This is a genomic window from Dyella sp. (genome assembly GCF_035685885.1).
In the GTDB taxonomy this organism is placed as follows: domain Bacteria; phylum Pseudomonadota; class Gammaproteobacteria; order Xanthomonadales; family Rhodanobacteraceae; genus Dyella.
The window spans coordinates 18,786-38,946 of the sequence record NZ_DASRZX010000091.1; the positions used below are offsets into that span (position 1 = coordinate 18,786).

The window sequence follows — 20,161 nt, forward strand, 5'->3', positions numbered from 1 at the left end:
AGTCGCGTGGATGTGCGCGATGGCAGCATTGCCCTGGTGGATGGGGCTGCCGTTGTGGCTGTTGCTGGTCGTGGGCGCCGTGGCTTTTCACCACCGCATCGACCACTACGCCCACCTGTGCCGCCTGGGATTGCGCTGGGGATTGCCTGGCCTGCTGTTTGCCGTGCAGCGGGCGCTGGGCGGTGACTTGCTGGCCTGGGGCATCGCCTTGCTCGGCGCGCTGGTGGGATACTCCTTGCTGGCCCTGCTGGAATCCCTGCTCGACCACCGCGTGCAACGCAGCGCCTCGACGCCGCCTTCGCCCGAGTGGAGCGAACTGGCCCTGGCACCCATCGGTCCGGCTGCCCGCATCATCGAACTGACACGGGCCGACTGGCGCGACGCGCTGGCCGGCATCGTCGATCCAGATGGCCACGCGGTACGCTACGAACCGGGCGAGCGCGATCGAGGCCGCTATGACTTCGGCGGGCGCGTCATCGACAAGGCTGGCCCGCGTTATTGCTTCGGACCCGACGGTCGATGGTTTGCAGCTTCCCTGCCCGGCCGGCGCGGCCATCTCCTGTGGGACCGAAATACCGACCGCATCCATCGGCTGGCGGGATGGGCACTCAGCGGCTGGGAAGGAGAACAGCCCTGGCTGGCGCGCAGCATGAATGGTGTGCCGGCACCGCTGCACGAAGTGCTGGGCCGCGGCCGCCGGGACTGATCCGCGCCGCCGGCGTCATTCACGTCCAGAACACGCGCGTCTTCACGCATACTTGTGGAAGTGAATACCGAAACTTCCCCCTCCGTGTCCCCTGTATTGCCGGTCAGCGTGGTCGTCGTGGCCGCGGACAGCGGCCCCACCCTGCGCGATTGCGTTCGCCGCGTGCTGGCCTGCAACGTGCCGCTGGAAATGATCCTGGTCGACAACGCCTCGGGCGATGGTATTCCGCAGGCGATCGCGCGCGCGCACGAAAGCGATGCGCGCCTGCGCGTGATCTACAACCACGCCAACCTTGGCTTCGGCCCCGCGGTGAATCGCGGCGTGGCGCAGGCGCACGGAAAATCCGTACTGGTGCTCAATCCCGATTGCCTGATCGACAACGCCACGTTGCAGCGCCTGATTGACACGCTGGCCACGCACCCACGCGCCGGAGTGATCGGTGCCGTGGTATGCGACGAGAACGGCGTGCCCGACCCGGCCTCGTATCGCCGCGATCCGCTGCTGCAGCGCTCGTTGAACACCATGTTCAACCGTCCTGGCGAAGGCGTGAACATGGAAGGTCCGATCCCGCACGCGCTGGTGGAAGTGGAAGCCGTGTCTGGCGCGCTGATGCTGCTCCCGCGACGCGTGTTCGATTACCTCGCTGGTTTCGACGAAGACTATTTCCTGCACTGCGAAGACCTTGACCTGTGCCGCCGCGTGCGCGACGCGAGCTACAAAGTGATGCTGGCGGGCGATGTGCGCGTACTGCACGGCAAGGGCAGTTCCAGCCGGCATCGCCCCGTATTCGTCAGCCGCCACAAGCATCGAGGCATGTGGCGCTGGTTCCGCAAGTTCGATCCCCAGGCGCGCAAGCCCTGGGTGTCGGCGCTGGTGTGGGTGGGCATCTGGACGCACTTCCTGCTGCAAATACCGGGACAGCTGATCCGCCTCGCCAAACGCAAGGCAACGCGCGAGGACGCCAACGCATGAGTGCGCCGGACAAGCGCGCCGCCGCACTCGCCACGTTCGGTCTCATCTGCGTCACTGCCATCTGGGGTTCCACCTTCTTCCTCATCAAGGATCTGGTGGAACGCATGGCCGTGGCCGATTTCCTCGCGGTGCGCTTCCTGATCGCGGCGGTGGCGATGGGCGCGCTGTTCCTGCGTCCGCTGCTGCGGTTGAGCCGCCGCGAATGGATGCAGGGCGCGGCGCTCGGCGCGATTTACGGTGTAGCGCAGCTGTTGCAGACATCGGGGCTGAAACACACCTCGGCGAGCGTCAGCGGCTTCGTCACCGGCATGTATGTGGTGTTCACGCCGCTGCTGGGCACCGTGTTGCTGCGCCAGCGGCTACCGTCCGTGACGTGGATAGCCGTGCTGCTTTCCGTCGGCGGGCTGGGGTTGCTCGCCCTGCATGGCCTGAGCATCGGCTACGGCGTCTGGCTCACCCTGGCATCGGCGGCGCTTTACGGCCTGCACATCGTGGGGCTCGGTGCATGGGCGCGGCCCGGCAGCGCTTTCGCGCTTTCGACCGTGCAGATGCTGGTCATTGCCCTGATCTGCCTGCTCGCCACCTTGCCGCACGGCCCACGCCTGCCACCCGACACCGGCGCATGGATGGCCGTGATCTACATGGCCGTGGCGGCCGGCGCGGGCGCCATGCTGGTGCAGACCTGGGCGCAGGCTCATCTATCACCCACGCGCGCTGCCATCGTGATGACGATGGAGCCGGTATTTGCCGCAGGTTTCGCCGTGACCTTCGGACACGACGCACTCACCTGGCGCATGGTGGCCGGCGGTGCGCTGGTGCTGTCAGCGATGTATCTGGTGGAACTGGTGCCGCGTGGCGGCAGCGCGGTGCAGGCGGAAAGCCTGCACCATGAGGTGTAACGCACGACTGCCCTCGCAATCGTCGTGGCGTGCACAGCAATGACTGCGACGCCACCATCCTGATCGAGCCTCAGCCGCCCGACGATCCGCTCTTGCCCAACTTCTCCAGCAGCTGCGCCGGCGCGAGGTAGCCGTTGAGCATGGTGCCGTCTTCCGTGACGATGGCCGGCGTGCCGTTGACACCCAGTTTCACGCCTAGCTCGAACTCGTCCTTCACCGGATTGGGGCAATTGACGGGCTTGGGCGTCTTGCCCTGCTTGGCCGCGGTGAAGGCCGCCTTGCGATCGGCCGAGCACCACACCGACACCATCTCGTTGTAGGTCTGGGTGGTGCGACCGGCTTCGTCCTGCACGCCTTCGCGTGGCCATGCCACGTATTCCACGGCGATGCCGGCCTTGTTGTAGTCCGCGATGTGCTCGTGCAGCTTGCGGCAGTACGCGCAGTTGACGTCGGTGAACACGGTGATGCGATAGCGCGGATTGGCCGGGGCGAACACGATGCGATCGGCCGCCGGCACCTTGGCCAGCTCCGCCTTGCGGAACATGGCCCAGCCGTCGTCGCTCACGTTCTTGTGCGAGGCGAGATCAATCAAGTCGCCATTCATCATGTACTTGCCGTCGCTGCTTATGTAGACCGACTGGCCCGACGCGATGACCTGGTAAAAACCGGGAATCGGCGCAGGCTTGATCGAGTCGATGCTCACCCGCGGCGCAAACGAGAGCAACGCCTTGCGCACAACGGCCTCGGGTCCTTGCGCTGCGCCATCCGGAGCGGCGCAGGCGGCGAGGGAAAAACCGGTGACGCACAGTGCCAGCAACCATTTCTTGAACATCGCGAACCTCATGGGAAGACGTGCCCGCAGGGCAGCCACGCTTGGGGAGGCACCCATTCTCGCATAGCTCGCTGAATCGCTTCGGCGCCGCCTCAGCCGCGCGGATGGTGCTGGGCGTGCAGCCGCTTGAGGCCTTCCTTCGCCACCAGCGTATAGATTTGTGTCGTGCTCAGCGCGCTATGGCCCAGCAGCATCTGCAGGGCTCGCAGGTCGGCGCCGTGGTTGAGCAGATGGGTGGCGAACGAATGGCGCAGCACATGCGGCGAAATGCGCTTGGCCACGATGCCGGCGGTCAGCGCGTGGCGCTTCACCAAGGTCCAGAACATCTGGCGCGTCATGCCCTCGCCGCGGTTGCTGAGGAACAGCGCTCGCGGTTGGCGTCCCTTCGCCAGCAGCGGCCGGGCCGTCGCAAGGTAGGCCTCGATGCGTTCCGCCGCGACTTCGCCCAGCGGCACCAGGCGATCCTTGCCGCCCTTGCCGGTGACGCGAACAACACCCTGCCGCAGATTGAGCGCCGCGAGCGGCAGTTCCACCAGCTCCGAAACGCGCAGTCCCGAGGCATACATCAGTTCGAACATGGCACGATCGCGCAGCCCCAGCGTGGTGCCCACGTCGGGCGCGTCGAGCAGGCCTTCGATCTCGCGCTCGGCCAGAGCCTTCGGCAGGCTGCGCGGTGTCTTGGGCCGCTCGATCAACAGCGTCGGATCGTCGAAGCCCGACTCACTGCGCGCCAGGAAGCCGTAGTAGCGACGGAATGCGGACTGGCGACGTGCCAGCGATCGCACCGCCACCGGCTGGCTGCCGTGATAGGCGGACAGGTGCTGGCGTCGCGCGGTGCGCAGGCTCAGGCCCTGTGGGGCCAGCCAGCGGGCCAGCGCTTCCAGGTCGCGGCGGTACGCGTCGAGCGTGCGTTCGGCCAGGCCATCCTCGGACCAGACGCGCTCGATGAAGGCGTCGATGCTGAGGCGGTCGGCTTCGGCGATACTTGGGGATTCCTGATGCATGGACGCGATGCTCGCCGCCGGCCCCGTCGCGTGCAAGCGATCCCTTTCACCGGCTGCCTGTTCGATGACTTCCATCACCGCGTCCCAATCTCCCGCCTGCCCGCTGTGGCGCCGACTCATCGCGCTGGTCTACGACCTGCTCGCCGTGGTCGCGATCGTGATGGTGGTGGGCTACGTCTGCCAGCGCATCACCGGGGGCTCGCTGGTCACCGTGGATGGTCACGCGCACATTGCCTGGTGGTACCAGCCGCTACAGGCGGTGGTCGTTTCGGCGTATTTCATCGCCTCCTGGCTGCGCGGCGGCCAGACGCTGGGCATGCGTCCGTGGCGCATCCGGGTCACCCGCGCCGACGGCGGCAAGCTCACGCCGGCACAGGCGTTGCTGCGCCTGCTGGCGGCCGCCTTGCCCCTGCTGTTGCTCGCACTCGCACCGTGGGCAGGCTCACGCGCGGCGCTTTGGGCCGTGGCCATCGGTTGGGCAGCCTGGTTCGGCTTCGGTGCCATCGATCCCCGCCGACGCGCCATCCACGATGTGATCGCGCGCACTGAATTGCGCAGGATCGGCTGAACTTCACGTTCACGTGAGGTGTTGGCTTGCGACACTGCGCGCATGCCAAGCCTTGCCGTCACCCGTCATACCAGCGCAGAGGTCAGCCGGATAAACCGGGACTTCTATGAATCGCTATGGGCCGGCTCGCGGCTGGTGGATCCCAGTCGCTTCAACACATGGCCGATGGTGCGGGAACTGGCGATGGCGCTGCCCCGGCGGCTCGAAGTGGCGCCCGGGCTGCGGCCGCGCCTGCCGCTGGACGGCACGTATTTCATCGACCTGAGCCCGGCCGCCACCGCGGGGCTGCGCGCGCATGGCGCCAGTGCCATGCGCGCAAGCCTGGCCGCCTTGCCCTGCCCCAGCGCCGGCTTCGACCTGGTCTGCGCCCTGGACATCCTCGAGCACCTGCCGGACGACGACCGCGCCTTGCGGGAATTGTCCCGCGTGGCTTCCGCGGATGCCCGCATGCTGTTGTCCGTGCCCCTGCACCCGGAAGCCTGGACCGAGTTCGACGATTTCGTCGGCCACGTCCGCCGCTATGAACCTGCACAGCTGCAGGCCCGGCTCGCGGCTCATGGGTGGGCCATCGAGCAAAGCGCGATCTACGGCATGCAGCCCACCTCCTCATGGCTGCTGGACATGGGCCAGCGCTATCTCACCAGCCACAGGGACCGCGCCTTGTGGTGGTACAACCACGTCCTGACGCCGCTGGGCCTACGCCTGCAGAAGCCGCTGCAGTGGCGCCCGGGCCTGGGAACGACCGGAGGCGTGGACGAAGTGGTATTGCTCTGCCGGCGCGTGTAAGCGGCTGATTCACCAAGCCTGAGACAATGCGGCGGCGCAACACGGCTTGCGCAAACCGGGTAAGATGCGGCATTCCGACGCTTCCGGTTTCACCGCATGCTCTATCAGATTCATGAGTGGCAGCGCGCCATCCTTGGCCCACTCAGCCACTACGCCGAAGCCAGCGCCAAGATGTTCAGCGACGTCACCAGCCCGTTCTCGCATGTGCCGGGAGCGGATCGACTGGCCGCGGGCTACGAGCTGCTGCATCGCCTGGGCAAGGAATACGAAAAGCCGGCCTTCAATCTGCCGCAGGTGACCGCGCACGGCCAGGAAATCGCCGTGATCGAGCGCATCGTGCTGGACAAGCCGTTCTGCCAGCTCAAGCGCTTCAAGCGCTTCAGTGACGATCCGGACACCATCGAGAAGATGAAGAACGATCCGGTCGTGCTGGTGGTCGCGCCGCTATCGGGCCATCACGCCACCCTGCTGCGCGATACCGTGCGCACGTTGCTGCACGACCACAAGGTCTACATCACCGACTGGGTCGACGCGCGCATGGTGCCGTCCAGCGCGGGTGCGTTCCACCTGGACGATTACGTTGCCTACATCGAGGACTTCATCCGCCACATCGGCGCGAAGAACCTGCACGTGATCTCGGTCTGCCAGCCCACGGTGCCGGTACTGGCCGCCGTGTCACTGATGGCCGCGCGCGGCGAAGACACGCCGCTGAGCATGACCATGATGGGCGGCCCGATCGAACCGCGCAGCAATCCCACCGGCGTGAACAACCTCGCCACCACCCGGCCGCTGAGCTGGTTCAAGGGCAACGTGATCCACACCGTCCCGCCCAACTATCCGGGCAGCGGCCGCGAGGTGTATCCAGGCTTCCTGCAGCATGCGGGCTTCATCGCCATGAACCCCGGCCGCCACGTGAACTCGCACTGGGATTTCTACGAAAACCTGCTGCGCGGCGACCAGGACGATGCCGAGTCGCACCGCAAGTTCTACGACGAATACAACGCCGTGCTGGACATGCCCGCCGAGTATTACCTGGACACCATCTCCACCGTGTTCCAGCAGTTCCTGCTGCCGCGTGGACTGTGGGATGTGTCCGGCGAGCGCGTGCGGCCCGAAGCCATCAAGGACACCGCCCTGTTCACCGTCGAAGGCGAGCTGGATGACATTGCCGGCCTGGGCCAGACCGAAGCGGCACACGACCTGTGCAGCGGCATTCCCGCCACCCGTCGCGCGCATCGCGTGGTGGAAGGCGCGGGCCACTACGGCATCTTCAGCGGTCGTCGCTGGCGCCAGACGGTTTATCCGCAGGTGCGCGAGTTCATCCGCAAGTTCAACGAGCCGGTGAAGCAGGACGCCTGAGTCGTCTCCCATGTAGGCGCGCACCCTGTGCGCGACGACGTTACTGTTTCACCGGGTCGTCGCGCACAGGGTGCGCTCCCACAACGATAGGTTAGGCCTCAGCGCACGAAAAAGCTGCGAAACGCCGCCACCGTACGCTCAACCCCTTCGTCATCGATATCCAGATGCGTCACCAGCCGCAGCGTCGGCAGGTAGCCGATGCTGATGCGCACGCCGGCAGCACGCAAATGGACGTCCAGTTCGCGCAGCCGATCGGCCGGCACGTCGATGAACACCATGTTGGTGAACTGCCCCAGCAGCTTCACGCCCGGCAAATCGCCCAGTCCGGCCGCCAGCGTCACGGCGCGCGCATGGTCGTCGGCCAGCCGATCCACGTGATGATCAAGCGCATGCTGCGCCGCAGCCGCCAGCAGACCGGCCTGGCGCCAGCCACCGCCGGCGACCTTGCGCCAGCGCCGGGCCTTGTCGATGAGCACGGTCGAACCGACCAGCACCGAACCAACGGGTGCACCCAGTCCCTTGGAGAAGCACACCGACACGCTGTCGAAATGCCGGGCGATCTCGCGCGGCTTCACGCCGCTGGCCACGGCGGCATTAAACAGACGCGCGCCATCGAGATGCATGCCCAGCCCGCGTTCGCGCGCAAAATCGTGCGCCGCGCGCAGGTAATCGGCGGGAATCACCCGACCGTGCCAGGTATTTTCCAGCGCCAGCAGCCGCGTGCGGGCGAAATGCGGATCCACCGGCTTCACGGCGGCGGCCAGCTTGTCCAGCGGCAGCGTGCCGTCCGCATCATGCGGAATCGGTTGCGGCTGAATCGAGCCGAGCACAGCGGCGCCACCGCCTTCGAACTTGTACGTGTGCGCATCCGCACCGACGAGATATTCGTCGCCACGCTCGCAATGCGACATCAGTGCCAGCAGGTTGGACTGCGTGCCGGTGGGCACGAACAGCCCCGACTCGAAACCCAGCTCGTCCGCCACGCGCTGCTGGAACGCATTGACGGTGGGGTCCTCGCCGTACACGTCGTCGCCCACGGCCGCGTCGATCATGGCGGCGCGCATGGCGGGCGTGGGACGGGTGACGGTATCGCTGCGCAGGTCGATCGTTTCCACAGGGGCTGCTCGTTCTGAAAACCAAGCGTGCAGCTTGCATCTTCCCCGCTGGCGACCGCAAGCAGTCACTGATCGTGGACGTCCATTTCCGCTAGCCTTGGGCGCCAACGCACATCGAGCGGAGACGCGGCATGTCGTTCCTGCGCCTGTACCTGCGGGTCATCGGATTGCTGGGTCCGGAACGCCGGCTGGCGATCACGCTGGCCCTGGCGAACCTCGCGCTGGCGGGCGTGTTCTTCCTGGAACCGGTGCTGTTCGGTCGCGTGGTCGACGCGCTTTCGGCGGACAACGGGCACGCACCGCGGCTGATCGGCTTCTGGGCCGGCGTTGGCTTTGCCGGCGTGCTGGCCAACGTGTGGGTGTCGCTGCACGCCGATCGCCTGGCGCACCGACGCCGCCTCGCCGCCATCGCGCTGTTCTTCGAACACGCCGCGTCGATGCCGCTGTCCTTCCACGGCGAATACCACACGGGCCGGCTCTCGCGGATCATGAACGTGGGCGTGAGCAACCTGTTCAACCTGTGGCTGAGCTTCTTTCGCGAACACCTGGCGACCCTGCTGTCGATCCTGGTGATGATCCCGGTGGCTTTGTGGATCAACTGGAAGCTGGCGCTGCTGATGATCGCGCTATTGTTGTGCTTCTCCGTCTTCAACGCGATTGCCGTGCAGCGCACGCACAAGGCGCAGGGCGAAGTGGAAGAGCTGCACCACGAGATCGCCACGCGCGCAGGCGATGTGTTCGGCAACGTCACCGTGGTGCAGAGCTTCACGCGGCTGGCGGCAGAAGCGCGCGCGCTGCAGGAGCTGATGACGCGTACGCTCAACGCGCAATATCCCGTGCTGCGCGGCTGGGCGATCCTCTCCGTGCTCAACCGCGCCGCCAGCACGCTGACCATCGTGGCGATCTTTGCTGTCGGCGCTGCGCTGCATGCGCGCGGCGAAATCAGCGTGGGCGGCATCGTTAGCTTCGTGGGCTTCTCGATGTTGCTGATCGGGCGGCTGGAGCAATTTGCCACCTTCCTGTCGAACCTGTTTTTTCAGTCGCAGTCGCTGCGTGACTTCTTCACCGTGCTGGATCGGCAATCGGAGATCGACGATCGCCCGGGCGCCATCGCGTTGCCGCGCGTGCGCGGCGAGGTGGTATTCGATCGCGTCAGCTTCGGCTACGACCCGGTGCAACCTGCGCTGCATGACCTGAGTTTCCGCGCGCCGCCCGGCAGCACGATTGCGCTGGTCGGACCCACCGGCGCCGGCAAGAGCACGGCGCTCAGCCTGCTCTATCGCGCCTATGATCCGTCCGAAGGATGCGTGACCATCGATGGCCACGACGTGCGCGACGTGACGCTGGAATCGCTGCGCCGGAACATCGGCGTGGTATTCCAGGACGCGGGCATGTTCTACCGGTCGATCCTGGACAACCTGCGCGTAGGCGATCCCGAGGCGGATGCCACCGCCATCGAGAAAGCCGTCGCCGCCGCGGAAGCGGCCACGTTCATCGCGCGCAAGCCCGAAGGCCTGGAGACACTGGTGGCCGAGCGCGGCCGCTCGCTTTCCGGCGGCGAACGCCAACGCCTGGCGATCGCACGCGCCATGCTCAAGGACGCGCCGATCCTGATACTCGACGAAGCGACCAGCGCGCTCGACAACACCACCGAGGCGCGCATCCAGCGTGCGCTCGATCGACTGACCCAAGGGCGCACGACCTTTGTGATCGCCCATCGGTTATCCACCGTGCGTGATGCCGACCTGATCCTCGTGCTGGACCAGGGACGGCTGGTGGAACAAGGCAAGTTCGACCAATTGATTCGCCTGGGCGGTGTATTCGCGCAGCTTGCACAGGAGGGCAAGTTTGCGCCGGATGCAGAGCCGGCCACGCAGTAACCTCCTCACTCCCTTATAGGAGCGCACCCAGTGCGCGATGGCCTTTCGCCTCGTCCTTTCCTGCTCGTCATGCCTGCGAAGGCAGAAGGTGCTTTACAACAGACGGAGGGAGGGACGACGAGCGTGGTGACTGACGCGAAAAGTGATCGCGCAATGGGTGCGCTCCTACAGTGGTTGTCGCTCCAACAAAAAGGGGCGGTGTCGCCACCGCCCTCCTCTAAAAACGAAAATCCAGTCGCCTACCCGTGCTTGCGGAAATACAACCAGGCAATGATCGCCAGGATCACCGCCGGCAACAGGTTTGCCATCAACGGCGGTACGCCGTAGACGGTGCCGAAGCTCACCATCGCCTTCTGCAGGAAGTACCAGCCGATCGCGAGCAGCATGCCGATGAACATGCGCTTGCCCAGGCCGCCCGATCGCAGCGTGCCGAACGAGAACGGCATCGCGCACAACACCAGCACCAACACGTTGAGCGGATACAGCGCGCGCCCCCAGAAGGCGTTGGCGTACGCGCCGGGGTTCTGGCCGTTCTGCTCCAGATACTTGATGTTGCGTCGCAGGTCACGCATCGGCTGGTACTGCGGCTGTACCACCGATAGCTCCAGCACCTGCGGATTGAGCTTGGAATTCCAGCGCTCGCTGGCCACCGTGGTGCTGTGGGTGCCCTTGTCGTCGAGCGTGGTGCTGCGCACCTTGTTCAGCACCCACTGCTGGCCGTCATGTTCCGCCGTTTGCGCCCAGTCGAAACGGGCCACCTGGCCATCCGGCGTCAGCGTGAACACGCGCACGTCATGCAACTGCACGACGTTGTGTGTTTCGGTGCGCCGTACCGTCACGCCCTTGGCGTTGATCACGCGCTCGCCATCACGCGCCCACAGACCAGAAGCGCCACCGGTTCCCACGTTGCTGGAGCGCATGCGCAGTTGCATCGCCTGCGCTTTCTGGTCGCCCCAGGGCGCGGCCGTTTCGCCAAGGATCACCACGCCGACGATCAACACCGCCACCACGCCCACCGCGGAGATGGCAATGCGCAACTTGGACAGGCCGCATGCGCGCAGCGCGGTGAGTTCGTTGGTGGCGGCAAGGCCGCCGAGTCCAAGCAGGCCGCCGATCAGTGCCGCATTGCCGAACATCTCGTAGAGGCGGCGCGGGAAAGTCACCAGCACGTAGACCACTGCGCTGGTCACCGTGTAGCCGTTCTTGCCCACGTTGCCGAGCTGGCGCATCAGCTGCACCACGGCATCGAGGCCGGTGATCACCAGCCATACCATCAGGATCGAGCCGAGTACCGCCGTGCCGACCAGCCAGTCGACGCGCCTGACGCGCAATGCAGCCATTACGCACCCGCCTTTCGCGGCGCGCGCTCGACGTACTGGCTGCGGAACATCCACGCGGCAATGCCGAACACCAGCAACGACACCAGCCACAGAGGGAAAGAATGGTGCCAGTGTCCCTTGATGAGCTGGCCGCGGCACAGCGCCAGCAGCAGGTAATAGAGATAGAACGCGAGCACGGCCAGCAGCAGTCGTCCGAAGCGTGCTTCGCGCGGGCTCTGGCGCGACAGCGGCAAGGCCAGCGTCAACAGCACCAGGGTCATCGCCGGGGCGATCGTGCGCCAGGCGAATTCCGCGCGCGTATCGGGATTGTCGGTGCGCAACAGCGCCACCGTGGTCAGCGAGTGCGCGGGATCTTCCTCATCGGTGTCCGATTGCACATTGGACAACGAAGCGTCGTTGCGCTCGTACTGCATCTTGCGCCAGTTGTCCGCGCCCAGCGGGATGTCGTACTGGAACCCGTTCCACAGCGCCAGGAAGCGCCCGCTGCCGTCGGTTTCCTGGTACAGCTGGCCACGCTTGCCGGTCACCAGCTTGATGTGGGGAACGTTGTCCTTGCCTGCGCGCTCGGTGGCGATGAAGGTATTGCCCAGCGCGCTGCCATCGCGGCTCAACGCGTCGACGAAGATGATGCCTCCCTTGCCCGGCAACTCCGTGAAGCGGCCCGCATCAAGGCCGGCCGCGATCACCGAACGATTGGCCGCCGCCACCAGCTGGTCGGACGTGCGCGCGGCCCACGGCCCGAGCCACAGCGACACGATGCCTACCAGGATGGCCACCGTCAGGGCCAGCAGGCCCATCGGCCGCAACAATCCCCACGGGCCCATGCCGGAGGAGGCCAGCACGTGCATCTCGCTCTCGCGCCACATGCGGCCCAGGCCCAGCAGCACGCCGAGGAAGGCCGACAGCGGCAGCAGCGTGGTGAGGCCGTCAAGCATGTTCAGGCCCAGCACCTGGAACATCACGCTGGCCGGAAAGCTGCCATTGGCCACTTGCTGCAGCACGTGCGCAAAGGAGATGCCGGACATGATGGCCAGCAGCACGATGGCGGTGGCGCCCACGGTCTGGGCCAGCTCACGCAAAAAATAACGATCGAGGATGCTTAGCACCGGCCCTCACGCACGCAATGGCCCGCACGGCAAGGTCGCGCGCGGAACGACAAATAACGGTGAAGTGTAAGCGCTCTCGCCCCGCTCATGGGGACAGGTCCTCGACATGGGATAAGATGAAGGGCTTGGCGCCGCCCCTTCCGGGGCCTGGCAAACCCCAAGTCTAGCCTGTCCGGGCCTTTCCGGACCTTTCTGCAGGACACGATATGACTCTCCAGTTCAGCCTCGGCTCCGCCGCTCCCGAAACCGTCGAAACCCCCTGCTTGGTGGTCGGCGTGTACGAGAACGGCATGTTCACCAGCGCTGCTGCCCGCGTGGACACTGCCGCACACGGCGCGATCAAGCGCCAGGTGGAGAGCGGCGACATCACCGGCAAGGCCGGCTCCACGGTCGTGCTGTATGCGCCCGAAGGCATCGCAGCCAAGCGTGTGCTGGTGGTGGGACTGGGAACGCAGAAGACGTTCGACGGTGCACGCTTCCAGAAAATCGCCATGGAAGCGGCACGCGCGCTCGGCCGCCTGCCGATCAACGGCGCAGTGTCCTACCTGGCCGAAGTCGACGTACCGGGCCAAGATGCCGCCTGGCGCGTGCGTGTCGCGGCACTGGCCGCCGACTATGCCGCCTACCGCTACACCGCGACCTTCAAGCCGCGCGAGAAGAGCGCGCAGCCGGAACTCAGCGCCATCACCTTCGCTGCCAGCGACGATGCACAGGCAGGCCTGCAGCAGGCTGCGGCCATCGCCGAAGGCGTGCGCTTTGCGCGCGAGCTGGCCAACCTGCCGCCGAACGTCTGCAACCCGGCCTACATCGCCGCGCAGGCCGAGCAGTTCGCCGCCGCGCACGACAAGGTGAGCTGCACCGTGCTCGACCACGAGAAAATGGAAGAGCTGGGCTTTGGCTCGCTGCTCGCCGTGGCCCGCGGTTCGGCCAACAAGCCCAAGCTCGTCATCCTTGAATACAAGGCCGGCGCGGAAGGCGACAAGCCCTATGCGTTCGTCGGCAAGGGCATCACCTTCGACACCGGCGGCATCAGCCTCAAGCCCGGCCCGGGCATGGAAGAAATGAAGTTCGACATGGGCGGCGCAGCGGGCGTGCTCGGCGGCTTCGTGGCCACAGTGAAGCTGGGCCTGCCGGTGAACCTGGTGTGCGTCGTGCCCGCCGTGGAAAACATGCCCGACGGCGACAGCTATCGCCCGAGCGACGTGCTCACCAGCCTCTCCGGCCTCACCATCGAAGTGCTCAACACCGATGCGGAAGGCCGCCTGATCCTGTGCGATGCGCTGACCTACACCGCGCAGACGTTCCAGCCGAAGGTGATGATCGACGCCGCCACGCTCACTGGCGCCTGTGTGATCGCGCTGGGCAAGCACGCCAGCGGCCTGATGACCAAGCATGACGATCTCGCCGCCGAACTGATCGCCGCTGGCGAAACCACGCTGGACCGCGCATGGCGCCTGCCGCTGTGGGACGACTACCAGGTGCAGCTGGAATCGGGCTTCGCCGACGTCGCCAACATCGGCGGCAAGAATGCCGGCGCCATCACGGCGGGCTGCTTCCTGGCACGCTTTACCGAAGGCCAGCGCTGGGCGCATCTGGACATCGCCGGCACCGCGTGGGACGAAGGCCGCAAGGGGCTTGCCACGGGCCGCCCGGTGTCGCTGCTGGTGCAGTGGCTGATCGACCAGGCGAGCAAATAAGATCCAGCAGTGAGAAACGAGAGAAGGCCGCCGCGCCTTCTCTCACCTCTCGCTCCTCCTCACTCATTCCTCGCCCCTATGCCTCGCGCCGACTTCTACCTGATCGACAAGCCACGCTTCCGCGAACAGCCGTTGCTGCTGGTGTGCGAACTGGCGAAGCGCGCGTTCGCCGCACAACAGCCCACGCTGGTGCTCGCCCGCGACTTCGCCCAGGCCGAAGCCATCGACGAACTGCTGTGGGAATTCGATCCGGACGGCTTCATCACGCACCAGATGGCCGGCGACGACGATGACGAACACACCGCCGTGCTGATCGTGCCGCCTGGCATCGACACGTCGGATCGCCCCATGCTGATCAACCTGCGCGAAGACTGTGCGCCGGGCCGCTACGACCGCGTACTGGAAGTCGTCGCCGCCGATCCCGACGAACGCACCGGCTCGCGCACCCGCTGGGCCGAATACAAGCGCCGCGGTTTCGAGGTCAACAAGTTCGACATGTGAGCTTGGGGACGCAGGCTTGCTGAAAAGCGCTCGAATGGGGCGCGAAAAGCCTGCATGGCGACCACACCGTTGCGCTGCGGTCGCGCACAGGGTGCGCTCCTACAACAGGGCGTGTGTCCCCGCAGAGTGATGTTGCCGCATGCCGGCGAAGTCTCCGGCGTCTCGCAGCACCCTTCTTTCATGTAGGAGCGCACCCAGTGCGCGAAAGACCTGCAAAGCGATGACACCATTGCGCTGCGGTCGCGCACCGGGTGCGCTCCTACGACGAGCCGGTTACCACGTCGCCGCGTCCGTGCTTGCCATCAGCTGCTCGTTGATCGCATCCCGCAGCTGTTCGCCTGTCAGCGGTTTGCGCAGGAATCCGTCCATGCCTGCTTCGCGTGCACGCGCTTCCTCGTCGCCGCCGGAACGGGCGGTGATCGCCACGATCGGTATGCGCTGCCCCGGCTCCTCGCGCTGGCGGACAAGGCGGGCGATCTGGAAACCGTCGATGCCGGGAAGGTCCAGGTCGAGCAGGATCACATCGCATGGCGCCTGGGCGAGTTCGGCCAAGGCGGCCAATCCGTTGCCGACGTAGCGCACTTCATGGCCGGCGCGCTCCAGCAAGCCGCGAATCACGGCCGCCACGATCGCGTCGTCTTCCACCAGCAGCACGTGCAAGCGCTCCGCCAGCAGCACCTCGCCGCGCGTCGCCACCGCTTGCGCAGGCTCCTGCGCGACCGGCAACGGCAGGCTCACGTGGAAGGTGCTGCCGAACGCGACCTTCGATTCCAGTTCGATATGACCACCCATCATCGATACCAGCTCGCGACAGATGGCAAGTCCCAGGCCGCTGCCGGCGCGGCGCTGCGGACCGGTGACCTGCTCGAAGCGCTGGAACAAACGCGCCTGGCTCGCTTCGGGAATGCCCGGGCCCGTATCGATCACGCTGAAGCGAAGGCCGTCCTCGGTGCGGCTGACACGCAAGGTAACGCTGCCTCGCTCGGTGAACTTCAGCGCGTTGTTGGCCAGGTTGAGCAATACCTGTTTGATGCGCAGCGCGTCGCCGACCATGCGATGCGGCAGCTGGGCGGGCATGTCGACTTCGAAGCGCAAGCCTTTTGCGCGCGCCTGGCCCAGCTCGAGCTGCGCCACTTCCTCGACCAGCGTGCGCGGGTCGAAGGGCGCCGGCTCCAGCTCCAGCTTGCCCGCTTCGATGCGCGCGAGATCGAGCGCGTCATTGAGCAGTTTCAGAAGCATGCCGCCGGAACGCTGCATCGCCTCGGCGTATTCGCGCTGGGTGGCGCTCAGCGGCGTGCTCAGCAGGAGTTCCGCCATGCCCATGACACCCGTCATCGGCGTACGGATTTCATGACTCAGCGTGGCGAGAAATTGCGTCTTCGCGGCGCTCGCCTGTTCGGCGAGGCGGCTGCGCTGCTCGGCCAGCTGGATCTGGTGACGCTGCGCGAGGCGCCGACGCCATGCCTGCAATCCCAGCCACGCGAGCAGTACCGCCAGCAACAAGTAACCGCACCACGCCCACCACCGCAGCCACGGGGGCGCCTGCACGTGGATCTTCAACGGCTGCTGCAGATGAGCCCAGCTGCCGTCCGCACCCGCGGCCATCACATCGAGCGTGTAGTCACCCTGCCCCAGTCCGGCGAAATCACGCTCGCCGCGACTGGCCGTATCGACCCACGCCCCATCCAGGCCTTCGAGCCGAAAGCGATAGCGATTGGCGGCCGGATCGACATAGGAGAACACGCGCGCCTCCACGTTTAGCCCGCTGTCGCGCCAGCCCAGCGAGAATTCGCCCGATGACGGCACGATGATCTCCTGCTGCACGCCATCGCGCCGCACACTGACGCGGGTGACCGCCACTGGCGGCGCTTCGACCGGCGCATCGAGACGATCGGGATCGAATCCCATCACGCCGCCCAGCGTCGGCGCATAAATGTTGCCGTCGGCAAGACGGCCGAATCCGCGCAGGAATTCCATGTTGCTGAGGCCATCCTGCAGCCCCAGCTTGCGAAAACGTCCGCTGGCAGGATCGAAACGCCACAGGCCATCGCGCCCGAAAATCCAGACGCGTCGATGCTTGTCGACCGCGAGGTCAACCACGTTGATGGACGGCCAGCCGTGCGTCGCGTCGATCTTGCGATCCAGTGCGAGCCCGTCGTCGGTGTAGTGGTAAAGCTCCAGGCCGTCGGGCCGCGCCATCCACATGCCATCGTCGGTGAAATCGAAGGCGTCCACCGCCTGCTCGTTGTCGACGCCCGGCACCGGCTCGAAGTGCTCGAAGCGCTTGTCCAGGCGCAGCATGCCGCCGTCGCTCGCGTACCAGAACACGCCGCGCTTGAGGGTAATCTGGCTGCCCCAGCGCGCCTTTTCCTGTGCCGGCAGCACAGACACCGGCGTCACCGTGAGCGTGTCCTGGTCGACGCGGAAGATGCCTTCGCCAAACGTGCGCGCGTAGAGTTTTCCGTCCGGCCCCAGTTCGACTTCCAGCGGATGCTTCATACCCTGCGCGAGGCCGGCCACGGTATCGAGCTTGCCGTGGTCGTAGCGGAACAGCGTTCCCTGCGAGGTAATCCACAGGCGATCCTGCTGGTCCTGCGTCATGCCGACCACGTCGCCGCGCAAGCCGGAGATCACATGTTCGACCTTGCCCGTGGCAGGCCACAGGCGATCCACGCGCCCGCTGCGTTCACCTACCCACAGCGTGCCATCGCTGCCGCGCGCGACGGAATACGCCATCGAGTCGCGCAGGCTCTGCTCATCATCGGGCACATGCGTGAAGCGACTGACCGTGTTCCAGCCGGGCGCGAGGTAGCCCACGCCGCCATCGAACAGGGCAATCCACAAGCCACCCTCGTGGTCGGGCCGGATCTGCCATACCCAGCTTCCCGGCAGGTTGCCGTAGAGCACGGGCTGGTTGGTCACGGCCTGGATGGGGCCGCCCTTGCCGTTCTGCAGGAAGAGTCCGCGCTGCGTGCCGATCCACAGACGTCCCTCGCGATCGCGCACGCTGCTCAGCACATTCGTGTCGGGCAGTTCGTCGCGACCCACGGGTCGCGCCACGTCGTCGCTGCCCACGATGAACAGGCCATGCGAGGAAGCAATGCGCACCTCGTCACCATCGCCTTCGATACGCCATGCGTCGAGCTCAACGCCCTCGGTATCGGCATGGATAGGGCGGAACCCGCCGTTGTCGTCGCGTCGGAACACGCCGTTGTCACTGCCCACCCATAGCCGGCCCCGCGCATCGACGTAGAGCGCGCCGACCGTGCCCAGCGACGACGGCTCCACGCCGGTAACCAGCACGCGATCGAAGCCACGCCCATCGGCCCGCATGCGATCCAGGCCCATCGCCGTGCCGACCCACAAGGTGCCTTCGTCGTCCTGCGCGACGGACCACACCTTGTCGCTGCTGAGGCTCGCCGGATCGCCAGGATCGTGTCCCCAATGGCGAAACGTGCCGGTCTGCTGACTGTATCGGTTGAGACCGGCCTCCAGGCCCGCCGCCCACAATTGCCCGCCGCGATCGAACATCAGCGTGGCGATGCCATTGTTGGTCAGCGACTGCGGGTCACCGGCCACATGACGGAACACCTCGAAGCGCACGCCGTCGTAGCGTGCAATGCCGCCCTTGGTGCCGAACCACATGGTACCGTCGGGTGCCTGCACCACCGTGTAGACCGTGCTGCTGGGCAATCCTTCCGCCGTGCCATAGCGCCTGAACTGCGGCGTAGCCAGCGTGGTGCCTGCCGCTGTCGACGACGCAACCGCAGGCGCGGCCGCCGGCACATACGTGGACGAGCCTGCGGACAGGACGGCACTGAACAGCAAGGACGTCAGCATGATCTCCCCCGAGAGTCGTTCGATCATGCCAGAGCAACGGTGTCATAACGAGCGCGACGTCCGCTCCCAGGCGCCCGCGATGCCTGGTGAAGGCGCCGTCATGGAAACAATGCGTTCCGGGGCGCGCTGCTGGCGCGTCTGGGGCGGATCATCCAGACTTCGGCCCCATGTGCAAATCACGCCTGACACGACGTCTTCTGTTTGCCATTGCCTGCGCCGGCCTGCCATGGGCAGCCGCGCAAGCCGCAGCAGACACCTACCGCTACGACACCACGCACAGCCAGATCCTCTTCAGCATCGACCACAACGGGTTCTCGCGGCCTTTCGGCCGGCTGCATATCGCCAAGGGCTGGCTGCGTTTTGATCCACAGGACTGGAGCCAGTCTTCCACCGAGCTGGACATCGACCTCGCCAGCCTCGACATGGGCGAGGCGGAATGGAATGCGGCCGTACTCAAGCCCGCCTTCCTCGACGCGGAGAAAGCGCGCTACGCCCATTTCGTGAGCACCTCGGTGGAACGCAAGGACGATACGCACGGCGTACTGCATGGCGACCTTACCCTGCGGGGTGTGACGCGGCCGATGACGTTGCCCTTCACGTTCAACCGCAAGGGCACCACCATCTACGGCATGCACACCACGGTCGGCTTCTCGGCGACAGCCTCGCTCAATCGTGACGATTTCGGCATGGTGTCCAATGCAAATTCGGTTGGGCACGGCGTCAGCGTGTGGCTGGAGCTGGAAGCCATCCAGGAAGATCCGGGCAAGTCCAACAAGGAGTCTCCATGAGTCTGCGCAGCACTGACCGCCGATGGGGTTCGGTCGCCAAGTTTTTCCACTGGACCACCGCACTGCTGATCATCGGCAACGGCATCTTTGGCCTGCTGATGGATCTGGCCGATACGCCCATGCAGAAGATCGGCTGGCTCGCGCTGCACAAGTCGATTGGCCTCACCGTGCTCGCGCTGTTCCTGTTGCGCCTGCTTTGGCGCATGGGCGACCGGCGTCCGGCGGAAGATCCCGCGCCGCGCTGGCAGCAGCTGGCCGCGCACACCGTGCATGGCGTGCTGTACCTGCTCATCCTGGCGCTGCCGCTCAGCGGATGGTGGTTCAACTCCATCGCCGGCAAGCCGCTGCAGTTCTTCAAGATGTTCAACCTGCCCGCGCTGGTCGCCGCCAACCACGACCAACGGCATGTCGCGCATGGCGTGCACGAATACCTGTTCTGGTTCCTGGTGCTGGTGCTGGTGCTGCACGTGGCAGGCGCGCTCAAGCATCACCTGGTCGATCGTGACAACACCCTGCTGCGCATGCTGCCGTTCCGTCGCCTGCGCAACGACACCCCCACCCAAGGAGAACGCTGATGACCTCACTCAAGTTCGCTGCCACGTTGCTGTTGGCCCTTGCCATCCCGGGCGTCGCCGGTGCCACCGACTACGCGATGCAACCGGCCGGCAGCAAGCTGGGTTTCGCCAGCACCTTCCAGGGCCAGTCGTTCAACGGCAGCTTCGGCAAGTGGACCGCGGCCATCAGTTACGACGCCAGCAAGCTCGCCAC

The 20,161-nt window shown here is 65.9% G+C and carries 17 protein-coding genes and 1 pseudogene; 12 read left to right on the forward strand and 6 right to left on the reverse strand.

Features of this window, described 5'->3' with window-relative positions:
* The first annotated feature begins 19 nt into the window (after positions 1-19).
* The 3 genes from VFG49_RS11400 (at position 20) to VFG49_RS11410 (ending at position 2,577) form a co-directional block, all read left to right on the forward strand.
* Positions 20-706 carry a hypothetical protein gene (locus tag VFG49_RS11400; RefSeq protein WP_324860540.1) on the forward strand — a complete coding sequence of 229 codons (687 nt, stop codon included), beginning with the start codon at positions 20-22 and terminating at the stop codon, positions 704-706.
* A gap of 84 nt (positions 707-790) precedes the next feature.
* Positions 791-1,678 (forward strand): glycosyltransferase family 2 protein, encoded by an 888-nt coding sequence (locus tag VFG49_RS11405; RefSeq protein ID WP_324860541.1) that lies wholly within the window; start codon positions 791-793, stop codon positions 1,676-1,678.
* Positions 1,675-2,577 (forward strand): DMT family transporter, encoded by a 903-nt coding sequence (locus tag VFG49_RS11410; protein ID WP_324860543.1) that lies wholly within the window; start codon positions 1,675-1,677, stop codon positions 2,575-2,577. The genes VFG49_RS11405 and VFG49_RS11410 overlap by 4 nt, the downstream gene beginning before the upstream one ends.
* Before the next feature lie 70 nt (positions 2,578-2,647).
* On the opposite strand, the gene VFG49_RS11415 is transcribed toward VFG49_RS11410, so the two are convergent.
* Both VFG49_RS11415 and xerD read right to left on the reverse strand, forming a co-directional pair.
* On the reverse strand, positions 2,648-3,409 hold the full coding sequence (locus tag VFG49_RS11415; RefSeq protein WP_324860545.1) for a DsbC family protein: 762 nt from the start codon (positions 3,407-3,409) through the stop codon (positions 2,648-2,650).
* Positions 3,410-3,501: 92 nt separating this feature from the next.
* Entirely contained in the window at positions 3,502-4,413 is a 912-nt protein-coding gene (gene xerD, locus VFG49_RS11420; protein WP_324860547.1) for a site-specific tyrosine recombinase XerD, read from the reverse strand.
* Positions 4,414-4,477: 64 nt separating this feature from the next.
* On the opposite strand from xerD, the gene VFG49_RS11425 reads away from it, so the two are divergent.
* From VFG49_RS11425 to VFG49_RS11435, 3 genes are all read left to right on the forward strand, one after another.
* Positions 4,478-4,981, forward strand: a complete 504-nt coding sequence (locus VFG49_RS11425; protein ID WP_324860549.1) for an RDD family protein — start codon at positions 4,478-4,480, stop codon at positions 4,979-4,981.
* Between the two features lie 42 nt (positions 4,982-5,023).
* Positions 5,024-5,767, forward strand: coding sequence for a class I SAM-dependent methyltransferase (locus VFG49_RS11430; RefSeq protein ID WP_324860551.1), 744 nt, complete (start codon positions 5,024-5,026; stop codon positions 5,765-5,767).
* A gap of 96 nt (positions 5,768-5,863) precedes the next feature.
* Positions 5,864-7,126 (forward strand): polyhydroxyalkanoate depolymerase, encoded by a 1,263-nt coding sequence (locus tag VFG49_RS11435; RefSeq protein WP_324860553.1) that lies wholly within the window; start codon positions 5,864-5,866, stop codon positions 7,124-7,126.
* Positions 7,127-7,224: 98 nt separating this feature from the next.
* Here the strand turns inward: VFG49_RS11435 and ltaE are convergent, their stop codons facing one another.
* Positions 7,225-8,241, reverse strand: coding sequence for a low-specificity L-threonine aldolase (gene ltaE, locus VFG49_RS11440; RefSeq protein ID WP_324860555.1), 1,017 nt, complete (start codon positions 8,239-8,241; stop codon positions 7,225-7,227).
* 131 nt (positions 8,242-8,372) lie between these two features.
* On the opposite strand from ltaE, the gene VFG49_RS11445 reads away from it, so the two are divergent.
* Positions 8,373-10,121, forward strand: a complete 1,749-nt coding sequence (locus tag VFG49_RS11445) for a glucan ABC transporter ATP-binding protein/ permease (protein ID WP_324860557.1) — start codon at positions 8,373-8,375, stop codon at positions 10,119-10,121.
* A gap of 239 nt (positions 10,122-10,360) precedes the next feature.
* Here VFG49_RS11445 and lptG read toward each other — a convergent pair whose 3' ends face one another.
* Together lptG and lptF are read right to left on the reverse strand one after the other, a co-directional pair.
* Positions 10,361-11,461 carry an LPS export ABC transporter permease LptG gene (lptG, locus tag VFG49_RS11450; protein WP_324860559.1) on the reverse strand — a complete coding sequence of 367 codons (1,101 nt, stop codon included), beginning with the start codon at positions 11,459-11,461 and terminating at the stop codon, positions 10,361-10,363.
* On the reverse strand, positions 11,461-12,567 hold the full coding sequence (gene lptF / locus VFG49_RS11455) for an LPS export ABC transporter permease LptF (RefSeq protein WP_324860561.1): 1,107 nt from the start codon (positions 12,565-12,567) through the stop codon (positions 11,461-11,463). The genes lptG and lptF overlap by 1 nt, the downstream gene beginning before the upstream one ends.
* 206 nt (positions 12,568-12,773) lie before the next feature.
* On the opposite strand from lptF, the gene VFG49_RS11460 reads away from it, so the two are divergent.
* On the forward strand, positions 12,774-14,264 hold the full coding sequence (locus VFG49_RS11460; RefSeq protein ID WP_324860563.1) for a leucyl aminopeptidase: 1,491 nt from the start codon (positions 12,774-12,776) through the stop codon (positions 14,262-14,264).
* Between the two features lie 78 nt (positions 14,265-14,342).
* Complete coding sequence (locus VFG49_RS11465; RefSeq protein ID WP_324860565.1) at positions 14,343-14,765, forward strand: DNA polymerase III subunit chi; 423 nt, start codon at positions 14,343-14,345, stop codon at positions 14,763-14,765.
* Positions 14,766-15,038: 273 nt separating this feature from the next.
* On the opposite strand, the gene VFG49_RS11470 is transcribed toward VFG49_RS11465, so the two are convergent.
* Complete coding sequence (locus VFG49_RS11470) at positions 15,039-18,632, reverse strand: hybrid sensor histidine kinase/response regulator (RefSeq protein WP_324860567.1); 3,594 nt, start codon at positions 18,630-18,632, stop codon at positions 15,039-15,041.
* A 140-nt stretch (positions 18,633-18,772) separates the two neighbouring features.
* On the opposite strand from VFG49_RS11470, the gene VFG49_RS11475 reads away from it, so the two are divergent.
* The 3 genes and pseudogenes from VFG49_RS11475 to VFG49_RS11485 all read left to right on the forward strand — a co-directional run.
* Positions 18,773-19,393, forward strand: a complete 621-nt coding sequence (locus tag VFG49_RS11475; RefSeq protein ID WP_324860569.1) for a YceI family protein — start codon at positions 18,773-18,775, stop codon at positions 19,391-19,393.
* Positions 19,390-19,968, forward strand: a complete 579-nt coding sequence (locus VFG49_RS11480; protein ID WP_324860572.1) for a cytochrome b — start codon at positions 19,390-19,392, stop codon at positions 19,966-19,968. Before VFG49_RS11475 ends, VFG49_RS11480 begins: the two co-directional genes overlap by 4 nt.
* A pseudogene (locus tag VFG49_RS11485) lies at positions 19,968-20,161 on the forward strand (polyisoprenoid-binding protein); the annotation flags it as partial. The gene VFG49_RS11480 and the pseudogene VFG49_RS11485, both read left to right, overlap by 1 nt.

Coding starts and splice junctions, on each gene's coding strand:
- VFG49_RS11435 (WP_324860553.1), top strand. CDS start 5,864: ATGCTCTATCAGATTCATGAGTGGCAGCGCGCCATCCTTGGCCCACTC.
- VFG49_RS11410 (WP_324860543.1), top strand. CDS start 1,675: ATGAGTGCGCCGGACAAGCGCGCCGCCGCACTCGCCACGTTCGGTCTC.
- VFG49_RS11460 (WP_324860563.1), top strand. CDS start 12,774: ATGACTCTCCAGTTCAGCCTCGGCTCCGCCGCTCCCGAAACCGTCGAA.
- VFG49_RS11430 (WP_324860551.1), top strand. CDS start 5,024: ATGCCAAGCCTTGCCGTCACCCGTCATACCAGCGCAGAGGTCAGCCGG.
- VFG49_RS11425 (WP_324860549.1), top strand. CDS start 4,478: ATGACTTCCATCACCGCGTCCCAATCTCCCGCCTGCCCGCTGTGGCGC.
- VFG49_RS11480 (WP_324860572.1), top strand. CDS start 19,390: ATGAGTCTGCGCAGCACTGACCGCCGATGGGGTTCGGTCGCCAAGTTT.
- VFG49_RS11465 (WP_324860565.1), top strand. CDS start 14,343: ATGCCTCGCGCCGACTTCTACCTGATCGACAAGCCACGCTTCCGCGAA.
- VFG49_RS11415 (WP_324860545.1), bottom strand. CDS start 3,409: ATGTTCAAGAAATGGTTGCTGGCACTGTGCGTCACCGGTTTTTCCCTC.
- VFG49_RS11475 (WP_324860569.1), top strand. CDS start 18,773: ATGTGCAAATCACGCCTGACACGACGTCTTCTGTTTGCCATTGCCTGC.
- VFG49_RS11445 (WP_324860557.1), top strand. CDS start 8,373: ATGTCGTTCCTGCGCCTGTACCTGCGGGTCATCGGATTGCTGGGTCCG.
- VFG49_RS11470 (WP_324860567.1), bottom strand. CDS start 18,632: ATGATCGAACGACTCTCGGGGGAGATCATGCTGACGTCCTTGCTGTTC.
- VFG49_RS11400 (WP_324860540.1), top strand. CDS start 20: ATGGCAGCATTGCCCTGGTGGATGGGGCTGCCGTTGTGGCTGTTGCTG.
- lptG (WP_324860559.1), bottom strand. CDS start 11,461: ATGGCTGCATTGCGCGTCAGGCGCGTCGACTGGCTGGTCGGCACGGCG.
- xerD (WP_324860547.1), bottom strand. CDS start 4,413: ATGCATCAGGAATCCCCAAGTATCGCCGAAGCCGACCGCCTCAGCATC.